The 10,459-nt window shown below is 64.4% G+C and carries 17 protein-coding genes; 8 read left to right on the forward strand and 9 right to left on the reverse strand.

Annotated elements, in window-relative coordinates; genetic code table 11:
• From JYJ84_RS18785 to JYJ84_RS38260, 9 genes are all read right to left on the reverse strand, one after another.
• The coding region (locus JYJ84_RS18785; RefSeq protein ID WP_205189358.1) for a hypothetical protein at nt 1–804 on the reverse strand (804 nt) is incomplete at its 3' end.
• A 26-nt stretch (nt 805–830) separates the two neighbouring features.
• Nucleotides 831–1,226, reverse strand: a complete 396-nt coding sequence (locus JYJ84_RS18790; protein ID WP_205184125.1) for a hypothetical protein — start codon at nt 1,224–1,226, stop codon at nt 831–833.
• A 100-nt stretch (nt 1,227–1,326) separates the two neighbouring features.
• Nucleotides 1,327–1,530 carry a hypothetical protein gene (locus JYJ84_RS18795; protein WP_205184121.1) on the reverse strand — a complete coding sequence of 68 codons (204 nt, stop codon included), beginning with the start codon at nt 1,528–1,530 and terminating at the stop codon, nt 1,327–1,329.
• A gap of 104 nt (nt 1,531–1,634) precedes the next feature.
• Nucleotides 1,635–2,612: a hypothetical protein gene (locus JYJ84_RS18800; protein ID WP_205189360.1), complete on the reverse strand. Its 978-nt coding sequence runs from the start codon at nt 2,610–2,612 to the stop codon at nt 1,635–1,637.
• 33 nt (nt 2,613–2,645) lie between these two features.
• Nucleotides 2,646–2,999 carry a hypothetical protein gene (locus JYJ84_RS18805; RefSeq protein WP_087778531.1) on the reverse strand — a complete coding sequence of 118 codons (354 nt, stop codon included), beginning with the start codon at nt 2,997–2,999 and terminating at the stop codon, nt 2,646–2,648.
• 698 nt (nt 3,000–3,697) lie between these two features.
• On the reverse strand, nt 3,698–3,922 hold the full coding sequence (locus JYJ84_RS18810) for a hypothetical protein (protein WP_205189362.1): 225 nt from the start codon (nt 3,920–3,922) through the stop codon (nt 3,698–3,700).
• Nucleotide 3,923: 1 nt separating this feature from the next.
• Nucleotides 3,924–4,355 carry a hypothetical protein gene (locus JYJ84_RS18815; RefSeq protein ID WP_205189364.1) on the reverse strand — a complete coding sequence of 144 codons (432 nt, stop codon included), beginning with the start codon at nt 4,353–4,355 and terminating at the stop codon, nt 3,924–3,926.
• A gap of 3 nt (nt 4,356–4,358) precedes the next feature.
• On the reverse strand, nt 4,359–5,489 hold the full coding sequence (locus JYJ84_RS18820) for an ankyrin repeat domain-containing protein (protein ID WP_205189366.1): 1,131 nt from the start codon (nt 5,487–5,489) through the stop codon (nt 4,359–4,361).
• 12 nt (nt 5,490–5,501) lie between these two features.
• Nucleotides 5,502–5,978 carry a hypothetical protein gene (locus JYJ84_RS38260; protein WP_275890729.1) on the reverse strand — a complete coding sequence of 159 codons (477 nt, stop codon included), beginning with the start codon at nt 5,976–5,978 and terminating at the stop codon, nt 5,502–5,504.
• A 77-nt stretch (nt 5,979–6,055) separates the two neighbouring features.
• On the opposite strand from JYJ84_RS38260, the gene JYJ84_RS18830 reads away from it, so the two are divergent.
• From JYJ84_RS18830 to JYJ84_RS18865, 8 genes are all read left to right on the forward strand, one after another.
• Entirely contained in the window at nt 6,056–6,328 is a 273-nt protein-coding gene (locus JYJ84_RS18830) for a helix-turn-helix domain-containing protein (protein WP_151122426.1), read from the forward strand.
• Nucleotides 6,321–6,476, forward strand: coding sequence for a hypothetical protein (locus JYJ84_RS18835; RefSeq protein WP_170288787.1), 156 nt, complete (start codon nt 6,321–6,323; stop codon nt 6,474–6,476). The genes JYJ84_RS18830 and JYJ84_RS18835 overlap by 8 nt, the downstream gene beginning before the upstream one ends.
• 14 nt (nt 6,477–6,490) lie before the next feature.
• A complete protein-coding gene (locus tag JYJ84_RS18840) occupies nt 6,491–7,090 on the forward strand; it encodes a hypothetical protein (protein WP_151122427.1) in 600 nt (199 codons plus the stop codon).
• Nucleotides 7,091–7,185: 95 nt separating this feature from the next.
• Nucleotides 7,186–7,650 (forward strand): phage regulatory CII family protein, encoded by a 465-nt coding sequence (locus tag JYJ84_RS18845; protein ID WP_205185152.1) that lies wholly within the window; start codon nt 7,186–7,188, stop codon nt 7,648–7,650.
• Nucleotides 7,647–8,003, forward strand: coding sequence for a hypothetical protein (locus JYJ84_RS18850; protein WP_205185155.1), 357 nt, complete (start codon nt 7,647–7,649; stop codon nt 8,001–8,003). Before JYJ84_RS18845 ends, JYJ84_RS18850 begins: the two co-directional genes overlap by 4 nt.
• The gene (locus JYJ84_RS38555) at nt 7,990–8,106 is read left to right on the forward strand and encodes an NUMOD4 domain-containing protein (protein ID WP_205185158.1); all 117 of its coding nucleotides are present in this window, start codon (nt 7,990–7,992) and stop codon (nt 8,104–8,106) included. Before JYJ84_RS18850 ends, JYJ84_RS38555 begins: the two co-directional genes overlap by 14 nt.
• Complete coding sequence (locus tag JYJ84_RS18860) at nt 8,106–9,329, forward strand: site-specific DNA-methyltransferase (RefSeq protein WP_205185161.1); 1,224 nt, start codon at nt 8,106–8,108, stop codon at nt 9,327–9,329. The genes JYJ84_RS38555 and JYJ84_RS18860 overlap by 1 nt, the downstream gene beginning before the upstream one ends.
• A complete protein-coding gene (locus JYJ84_RS18865; RefSeq protein WP_205189368.1) occupies nt 9,322–10,308 on the forward strand; it encodes a hypothetical protein in 987 nt (328 codons plus the stop codon). Before JYJ84_RS18860 ends, JYJ84_RS18865 begins: the two co-directional genes overlap by 8 nt.
• Nucleotides 10,309–10,459 lie beyond the last annotated feature (151 nt).

A 10,459-nucleotide genomic window follows, 5' to 3' on the forward strand; every position in this document is an offset into this window, starting at 1 on the left:
GCGGATGGCACCGTAGATGCCGCGCAGATTGACCAGCTCGGCCGGCGAGCAGGTATCCAGCGTGTGGCCCAGGTATTCGGTCAGGTCGGCGGCCTTGACGCCGATTTCGCCGAAGGCATCGGCGATGCGCTTGCGCTCGGTGTCGGGGTCGCGCGCGGCTTCGTCAAGGCGGATGGCCTTGATGATGGCCTCGGCCTCGTCCTGCAAGTCGCCGGGGATGATGCGCAGGCCCAGGGTGCGGATGGCCTTGGAAATCTGCGCGGCGCGCTTGTTCAGCAGGTCGTCGTCGGTGGCGGGCACCGTATAGACGTTGCGGTTGTAGCTGTTCTTGCGAACGCTGATGTAGGTGCCGTCGTCGGCCGGCCGTGATCGTTCGACGGTTTTGGTGACGCGCACGTCCAGCGGGTACGTGAGATTGGATTCCAGGTCGGTAACCGAGACGCGATGAATCTCCTTCGCTTCATCTTCGAAGATCATGGTGGTTTCGACCAGCACGTTCGTCATGCAGCGCAGGGCCACCTCGACAAAGCGAATGCCCAGGCCCTCCACGCCGTCGCCGATGGGCTTGCGGTAGTAGGCGGACTTGTTGTTGGCGAAGCTGGGGCGCTTGCACTCCTTGAGCAAGTCCTGGCGCACCTGATCCCACTGGCGCGGGCGGCGCAGCGCCATCACGTAGCGGGCCTCGACAACGGCCTTGGCTTGGGCGGCCACGTAGGCCGATGCGGTTTCCTGGGCGGCCAGGGTCGAGCTGGTTCCGCCGAAGTCCTGGCGCACGGCCAGGGCCTGATTCACGGGGGAGTTCATGAGAGGGTTTCTCCAGTAGGTTTCGATCAGTCGTCCGCGCAGCAGCGGCAGTCGCACCCACGGCACCGGCGGCACGCGCTGCCCGCCTCGGCGTCGATCTGGCGCTCCGCTTCCTTGCGGGCAATGGGTTCCCAGTAGCTGCGCGCGAGCCGCGCCAGCGCCTCGCCAGCCGCCGCCGTGTCGCCCTCGGACAAAAGGCGGCAAAGCGGCTCGATCTGCGGGTCGCCCGTTTCGCAAAGGGCCTCGCAGAGGTTGGCGGGGTTGAAGGGCGTGAAGCCGGGCGCAGTCAGCAACTCGGCGGCGCGCTCGTCGATGGCCGCGTCGCGGCCTTCGTCGTCGGGTGCCCTGGGGTCGTTGGGGTGGCCGGTGTAGGCCGGCCAGGTGGCCTCGTCGCCGGGGCCGGGGAGCATGGCGAGGTTCATAGCGTCACCCCGGACAGCGCCCAGGCCCGGCGGATGCCGTAGCCGCGTGCGCGGTAGTAGCGGTAGTCGGCGAGGCGCTTCTTCAGGCGTTTGAGGGCCTTCATTCGCGCATCGCCTCCACGCTGACCTTGCAAAACCCGAAGCGGTCGAGTGCATCCATGACCGCTCCGCAGGTGCTCTTGAACAGGGCGGTGTAGCTGTGCTGCTCGCCCGTCGCCGTTCTCACGCTGACCCGGCACTTGATGAGCCGGGCCGGCCGCGCGGCAGGCATGGCCGCCGCGCAGGCAGTTGTCGATGCGCTCATGGATGCGCTCCTTTCAGGGGGAAATCGAAAGCGCCCCTGACGGGGCGCTTGGGGCGGCCCGCTCGGCGGGCCTGCCCCGGACATGACACAAGCCACAGAGGGCACTACACCTTTGCGAGGCGGCCACCGAGGCCGGAGAACGAGACCTCCGCGCCGGTGCTGACGCTGAGATGGAAGGCACCGGCGTGCCGGCCGCCGCCCCAACCGCCGCCGTGGTACGCGACGCAGTTGGCGGCTTGCCAGAAGTAGTCGCCGAAGGCCGATTCGTCGCGGTCGTCGCGCGTCGTGGCGGGCAGGAACACCGCGCCCAGGTCGAAACCGGCGTCGCGGTCGGTGGCGCGGCGGCGGAACCAGCCATCGCCCGGCGCCTCGACATCGGTTTCCACGTAGGTCTGGCTGCCGTCGGTGGCCCAGATGCGGTATTCGCTGTCGGCATTGGTCTGCAATCCATCGACCATCTGCCAGACGTTGCCCCACAGGCCGACGATGCCACGCCAGGTGGCCTGGGCCACGGTTTTGTCATCGACCGCACGCACGCCGCCGCCATTCACGTTGCCGTCGCCGATGGCCTGCTGCGCGTCCGGCGTGCCCAGTTCGATCAGCAGCAGCGCCTGGATGGCCGCGAGCTGGTAGATGCTCCAGAGCATCCAGCCCTCGCCGCGCGCGGCGGCGCGCGCCTGCATGGTCGGGAAGTTGATGGAGGCCAACGGCTTCAGGCCGGGCTGGCTGCCCAGCTTGTCGTCGCCGTCCGGCGTGCCCTGGAACTTCCCGACGTGGAACTGGGCCAGCTCGGCGCCGTGGTGACGGAACGCGGGGTGCAGCTCGAAGCCGGGCGCGGGTTCGGGGCTGACCCACAGCGCCTTCTTGCCCGCGTGCTCGCCGGCGGGCACGGCGCCGGAGCGGTAGTAGAAGGCCGGCACGCGCACCAGGTGCTGGCCGTCGATCACCTCGTCGGCGATGCCGGCGTAGGTCGGGTGGGCGTCGAAGTCGCCGGCGGCCGGCGCGATGCTGTTGCCCTCGGCGTCGATGCGCTGCCAGTTGCCCAGCGCCTTGCCGATAATGATGCCGATGATGTGGCTCATGAGGATTCCTTTCTTGCTTGCTTGGGAGGGGGCCTACGCCGGCTCGGCGGCGGCCTGTTCTTCGTCGGCGTCCGGCTCCACGCCGACGGCGCGCATGACAAGCGCGAAGTCGTCGTCGAACAGGTAGCCGCTTGTGCGGTAGCTCTCGACCATCCGCCAGATACCGAACTGGACGGTCTGATCGGTCGTGCCCAGGTTCTCGCCGTTGATGAACAGGGCGTCGGAACCTTCCTTGCCGTAGGCCGAGACGCTGGGCAGCATCCCGGCGCGGTACAGCAGGTCGAGCAGCAGGCTCGTTCTGCCGTACAGGTTCAGCGTCACGTCATGGCCCATCGCGCGAACGACAGGCCACTTGCCGATACCGGCAGTGCGGATTTGGATGTCCATGTCGGTGTCCTTCGGGGGATTGCCCTGGCGCGGGCCGCGTTGCCGCGCTGGTGTGCGCGGCTGTTCGAGGTGCGCCTTCTCTCAGGCTGTCATGGCGCTTTCGGCTCACCATTGCGGGGCTTACGTCTGCCCAACCGGCCCGACCTACCGGGCTTCTTTGCGGCATTGATGCGACTCGGTGCGCGCGCCGCGCCCCCTGCGCGTTGCCCGTGAAAACGGGCGCCGGCTCTGGCCTTGCCTCGACCGGCTGCCGGGGGTACTGAATGTCAAACGTGCCGGGATTCCAACCGGCGTAACAGTTGCTGCTCTTGGCCGTCTTCGCCTCACCCTCGTTCACCGTTTACCGCGCTTGGCTGGACTGGATACGGCGGGGACACCGCGCAGAGCTGCGGCCGTGCCCGCAGGTGCTATTTCGCCGGACGAACACCCCACGTTGGAGGGGTGAGCAACATCGGCGGATACGTTGTTAAAGAGCCGCACTGTCGGTTGCCCGTCGTTGTGCGTCGCTATGCGTCGTTGTGGCGCGGTGCGTTAGGCCGCATATTAGGCGACGCCTAAGATTGTGTCAATAGGCGACGCCTAATCTTTTGGGCAAAAAAAACCCAGCTATGTGCTGGGCTGGCGAGTGGGAGGGGTGAAGTGGTTCGTGATGGCCCTGAGCGCGGGTCTGAACCTAGGCGGTAGGTTGGAGGGCGGGGTTACGGGTTTCCGTCCATGCGGCGCTTGAGGCCGTCGCGGTAGAGGATTGCTCCAATGTCGGAGAGAACGGCTACGTCGTCTTCGGTGAGGCGGAGTTTGGCGAGTTCCATCCAGCTCGCCAGCTTAACGATGGCATCGTCCGGGTGCATATCCTGGCCGGCTGCGTCCAGCACTTCCGCGCGACTTTCAAAGAGTGCAATCAGCGGATGAAGTTCGTCGCTCATGTCATCTCATTCCAGCACCCTTGAGGCCGGTCAGTATGGCAGGCACGTTGGGTTCAACGGTGGTTTCTAGGATGCGCTGCGTTTCGGCCTCTGAGAGGCCGGATTTCTTCAGGATTCGCGCGCGCACGGCGTCGCCGGTGTATTGAGGGTGGCTGCCGCGCCGCTGGCTTCTGGCGTAGGTTGCCTCTATGAAAGCGCCTGACATTGCGGCTGACGCACATGCCGCCACGACGGTTTTCTTGTTGCTGCCATTTTCGCGCGAGGCGTCATCCCAGCACGTATTTTCCTCGGCCAGCATCTGATTGACGTTGCCGATTTGGTAGTTCTGGAAGGTCGCACCGGCTATCTGGGAAATACTTTCGGGCGGCAGCAACACGTCGGCCCGCGCCTGCGATCCGACCAGTATGACAGCGGAGAAAATTATTCTTTTCATCTTTTAATCCTCATCCAATGACAGTAGAGCATCGGCAACCTCCTTGCTGAAGTCATTGAGGTTGGCGAGCAGTAGATGATCTTTGTAAGGTGGCAGGCTGCTTCCCCTGCGCGTGGCCTCTACCCTAAACGCACTTATGCGCCCATCAGAAACTCTTGAGGCATAAACAATATCACCTTTGGTTGGCTTCCTTCCCTCGCTGTCGGCAAACTGGAATGCACCCACCTGTGATGCTCCAATATATCGAGCTGGACGATCGGACCCGAAAAGTCTTGCATCAACATCTAAAAGAAAGCCATAGAAGTTGTCATTCCTTCCAGCTATGGCGACCCTATACAGCATGTTGTTGTCAACATGTTCGCCGGATTCGCTTCTGGTGTGCAGCAATAGGGCGGTGGATGCCCCATTGTCCATAAGGAATTTAAATGCAGGATGATTGCCGCTGATCGTGGCAATGTCGGCTGGGGATTGTCCAAACTCGTTGCGTTCGTCGAGTTTTGCCCCGTTCTCGGCAAGGAGTTGCATTATTCTAGAAATGCTTTCTTCATACGCATTTCTCACGCGCCTTTTTTCTGGCGCTGCCTTTTCGCGCAAAAGGCGTTGCCACACTGGAGGGGGGTGCTCATCATTAAACCAGCTAGATTCGCACGCAGCTTCTATGGGCGATTTTATCCCCCACTTCCCTAAACGGTTCGCGTCGGCCCCGGCATTTAGCAGCATCGAGACCGCTTCGGCATCAGCACTCCTGCACGCAATAACAAGCGCCTCGGCACCCTCTATATTTGGGTCTGCCCCGTGTTGCAGCAAAAGACGTAGCGCACTTGCATCACAATATTTGGCGGCATCAATGAGTGCTGGACTCTCGAATTCATCGTATTGGTTTGGGTCTGCCCCGGCATCTAGAACGATTCGCAGAATATCAAGTCCTGCATAACCGCCAGACCTCATTTCGGAGTAGTGTCCATGCATCACATACGGCACTGCGCATTTAAGGCCGCTCCCCTTATTTATTTGCTCGACCACCCTTTCAATATTTTTATTTCGGATGGCTGCCTTTAGCCTTTCAGACATTGGCCTGTTGTGGTTCTTGCCTTTTAAGGCCGGCTCCTCTAAACCGGGTTTCCGTTTGACCATACAAGTCGCAATTTAGGCCGCCTTGGTGGGGCTTTTCTGTGGGGAAATGGCCTTCACGGACTGTCCCTCAATAAAGGCAATGGCCGCCTGTGTTTCTAGCCCAAGTTTCCCGCGCTCGGCGGCAGGAAGTAGCAGCAAATCAATAGCCGCACGGGTGGCTGCGCTGGCGGAAGTGTACGCGGCCCAAGCAGTGGCTGATGGGTCTGTCGGCGCGTTGTCTCCGTGGGCCTCTGTTGTGCCGGTTGCCTGTGCGGCGGCCGGCAGTTCCTTCAGTCCCCAATGCTCTGCGCCGACCACATCCGAGAAGTACGCCCACAGCTCGGGGAGCTTGCTCTTGTCAATCGACCCCTTCTTCATCCAGTCATGGATTGACGGTGGCTTCACGCCGAAATGCCGCGCGATCTCGGCCTTGGACTTTGCCAAGCCCAAAGCGAGTTTCTTGTCGATGGCGACTTTGATCGCGGCGCCTAGTTCTTTACCTGTAAGCATTGCCTAATGATCGGGTGCTGGAACGCCATTAGGCAATTCCTATTGACAAAGATTAGGCGACGCCTAATAATGACGGAATGGACACCGCACATACCGCACAACAGCTTGCGATCAAGAGGGCATGTTCCGCCGTTGGCGGGCAGGCCGCGCTTGCCCGGCTCTTGGGCGTCTCGACACCCACGGTGAATCAATGGGTGTCTGGGAAGCGCCAAGTGCCCGCTGAACGCTGCCCGGCAATCGAGAAAGCCACGTCCGGCGAGGTGACGTGCGAACAGTTGCGCCCCGACGTGGATTGGGCGTACCTGCGCGGCACCAGTCCGGCCACCCAGAAGGAGACGACCAATGCCTGAAGCCAAGGTAGCAGCCGGCACGCCCACCGAAGACGCGCAGCAGCGCGTCGGCGTTCCGGCCGTTTCGCCCGAGTCCGCCCATTCCCAGCCCGACGAGCGCGAGGGCGATGCGCCCGCGCTCATCCAGATCGGCCCCTTGGATGTTTGAGGAAGGAGCCAGTTATGCAGGTATTCGGTCGTCTCACCGTTGATTCCGTCGAAGGCAGTAGGGCGCATTGCACCTGCGCTTGCGGCACCAAGCGCATCGTCTCGATCTACTCCCTTCGGAGCGGCAACACCCGTAGCTGCGGCTGCCTGGCGCGTGAGCGCACGGCGAACATGGGCCGGAGCAACAAGACCCACGGCATGAAGAAGACGCGCACCTACAAGGCGTGGGAGTCGATGCGCCGGCGCTGCTTCAATCCGCGCGCCGGCAATTTCAAGCACTACGGTGGGCGCGGCATCACCGTTTGCGATGCCTGGGCCTCGTTCGAGAACTTCCTGGCCGACATGGGCGAGTGCCCGGACGGCCTGACGCTGGAGCGCAACGATACGAACGGCAACTACGAACCCAGCAACTGCTGCTGGGCCACGCCGGTCGAGCAGACGCGCAATCGCCGCATCACCGCCACCATCGAAATCGACGGACGCACGCGCGTTCTCGGCGAGGTGTGCGCGGAGCGCGGCGTCAGCGCCCACCTTGTCCATTGCAGGCTGCGGAGCGGCTGGCCGGTCAATGACCGCCTGTTCATGCCTTCTCTTCGCACCAGTCTCGGTGCGTGAAAGGTAGCGCGCTGTGGTTTTCATCAACTTTTCCATGCAGCAAGTCTCCGCCGCCCGCCGGGCTGGCGGTAGGCGAATCTGAAAGGGCGTTCGTCATGCGTAGGCCGATCAAGCAAACTCACCGCGCGCTGTTCCTGGCGCTCCAGGCGGATGCCAAGGAATACCCCGGCGGCGTTCGTGCCATCGCGGAAGCGATGGGCATGAACGGGAACACGTTGGCGAACGGCATCAACCCCGATCACGACGCGCCGCCGCCCAGCTTCGGCGTCATCCTCGAAATCGTCATCGTGGCCCAGGCCCGGCGGACTGTGTTCGCGCTGGCGCACCTCGTCGGCCAGGTTCCTATGGACTTCGAGCTGGAGCCGCGCGAGCCGGCCGAGGCTGTGCGCCTGTTCCTGTCGCTGGTGTCGTCGGCGTCGGAGCTGCTGGGCGTGGGTTCCGAGGCCGCGAAGGATGGCCGGTTCTGCGCCGACGAGCGCCGCGCCCTCGAACCGCTGCTGCTGTCGCTGATGAAGGCCACGGGCGAGTTGCTGCAATCTATTCGGGGAGGTGCCCTGTGAGCGCCGTCATCGCCCCGCCGCACGCGCAGCGCGCCGCGACCGCCCGCCGCCTGGGCGAAGAGCAGATGCAACTTGCCCTGGACGCGGCCACCTCCACCGACCCGAGTTTCAGCGCGCGGGCCTACACGTTCATCGTGGCCTACGTGCGCGAGCAGTCCGCCCGGCTGGGCAGCGTGCCCGGCGAGCAGGTGACGATGGCCGCCCGCGCCGCCGGCATTGTTCCGTCCGATGACCGGGCTTTTGGCGCCATCTACGCGAAGGCGATTCGCAAGGGCGAAATTCGCGTCGTGGGCTATTGCGCCCGTGTCCGGGGGCATGGAACCAGCGGAGGGAGGCTGTATGCCGCTGGCTGATGAGAAGTGGCAGCCAGTGGTTGGCTTCGAGGGGAAATACACGGTTTCTGACCGTGGCCGCGTTCGTTCACTGCACCTCCAAGAGCAGGAGGGCGCAGCCTGATGGAAGACCTCAAGAACCTGTCCGCCGAGGCCGTCATGGCGCCGTTCGTCGGCCGCGACACCCTCACGAACCGCGAGCTGTTCCAGCAACTCGCCCTGCAACTGGACATCCCCGAGGCTGCGCTGGAAGCGCGCGCGCCTGTGGGCAAGGCCGGCAAAGCCTACAACCTGTTCGAGCGCCGCGTGCGCTGGCACCAGCAGACCCTGAAGCATCTGGGCGTGCTTGAGCGCGTGGAGCGCGGCACCTGGCGCCTGAGCGGCGAGGCCAAGAAGGAGCTGACGCCGGCGCCGCGCCGCGCCGTCCTGCTGGCGTTCTCGACCGACCTGGGGTGCGCGCTGTGGGCCAACGCCGAGGACGTTTTCACGGGCCTGGGCGAGCAGATCACCTTGGCCTTCACCTCGCCGCCGTACCCGCTGGCGAAGCAGCGCGCCTACGGCAACGCCGACCAGGCCAGCTACATCGACTGGCTGCTGCCCATCCTCGAACCCATCGTGGCGCACCTGCGGCCCGGCGGGAGCGTGGTGCTGAACCTGGGCAATGACATCTTCGAGCCGGGTTCGCCGGCGCGCTCCCTGTACCTGGAGCGGCTGACATTGGCGCTGCACGACAAGCTGGGTCTGCACCTGATGGAGCGGTTCGTCTGGCACAACCCGACGAAGCCGCCCGGCCCGGTGCAGTGGGCCTCCATCCGCCGCGTGCATCACAACACGGCCTACGAGCATGTGCTGTGGTTCACCAACGAGCCGGCCCTGGTGGTGGCCGACAACCGCCGCTGCCTGCGCGAGCACACCGACAAGCACCGGCGGTTCATGGACGCCGGCGGCGTGCAGCAGTACGCCCGCTACGCCGGCGGGGCCTACACCGTCCGCGAGGGCAGCTTCAGCGCGCCCACCGAGGGCGCCATTGCCCGCAACGTGCTGTCCATCCCGCACCGCGACCCCGACCAGCAGCCCGCGCGCGACTTCGCTGCGCAGCACGGCCTGCCGGCCCACCCGGCGCTGATGCCCGTGCGCCTGGCCGAGCACTTCGTCCGGTTCCTGTCCGAGGTGGGCGACCTGATTGTTGACCCCTTCGGTGGCTGGGCCACGACGGGGCGCGGTGCCGAGCTGCACGGCCGGCGCTGGCTTGTGACCGAGCGATGCCGCGAGTACCTGATCGCGGCCGCGCAACGCTTCCGGGGTGCCCCCGGTTTTGAAACGTCGATGGAGGGCACCTATGCGTGATTACTCGAAAGTCGGCCCGAAGTTCTGGATTGGCGCCACGGGTAAGCGCCTGCGCGCGGCCGGCATGGAGGCGCAGATCGTCGCCATGTACCTGCTGACCAGCCCGCACGCCAACATGCTGGGCCTCTACTACTGCCCGACCATGTTCATTGCCCACGAAACCGGGCTGGGCTTGGAAGGGGCTTCAAAGGGGCTTCAAAGCGCCATCGAAGCCGGATTTTGCGAGTACGACGAGGCTTCCGAAGTGGTCTGGGTGATCGAAATGGCCTCGTACCAGATTGGGGAGGCGCTCAAGCCCAATGACCTGCGCGTCAAGGGGGTGCAGAACGAGTACGGCTCACTGCCAGAAAACCCTTATCTGGCGCGGTTTTACGAGAAATACAGCGCGGCCTTCTGCATGTCCGTCTGCCGGGGAAAGGCAAGCCCCTACGAAGCCCCTTCTAAGCCCCTACGAAGCCAAGAACAGGAACAGGAGAAAGAACAGGAACAGGAGAAAGAAATACAGGGCGCTTCCGCGCCCCGCACCTCCGGTTCCGGTTCGGCTGATGGCATCGGGACTGAAAAGCCGGATGCCCCTGCTGCTGACGATGAAACCCAGCCGGGGGCTGGGCCTGACGACCAGCCCGGCAACGGCGCCGGCAACCCTGCCGACGACAGCCTGCCGCGCGCCCTGGGCGTCCGTGAGCTGGTGGCCGAGGGCGTGGAGCGCCAGCACGCGCTGGACTGGCTGAGGGTGCGCAAGGAGAAGAAGGCCCCCCTGACGCCGACCGCCTGGGACGACGTGAAGGACGAGGCCAAGAAGGCCGGCCTCACGCCTGCCGAGGCGGTGAAGGTGTCCGCGACGAACTCGTGGCAGGGCTTCAAGGCGAAGTGGTACGCCCGCCTCCAGCAGGAAGGCCAGTCCATGCCGCCAGCCGCTCGCAGCACCGCCCACGGCGGATTCGATCAACGCGATTACGGAACTGGAGGCCGCCTGTGAAAGCCATCGCCGAAATGGGGCTGAATAACCCGCCGAAGACCAAGACCGAGCTGTGCGAGAAGCACGGCGAGTTCGAGAGCCGCTGCTTCCTGGGCAGCGTCTGGACGAAGTGCCCGACGTGCAGCGCCGAGGCCGTCGCCAAGGAGCGGGA

The sequence above is a fragment of the Burkholderia sp. LMG 13014 genome (genome assembly GCF_905232215.1).
In the GTDB taxonomy this organism is placed as follows: domain Bacteria; phylum Pseudomonadota; class Gammaproteobacteria; order Burkholderiales; family Burkholderiaceae; genus Burkholderia.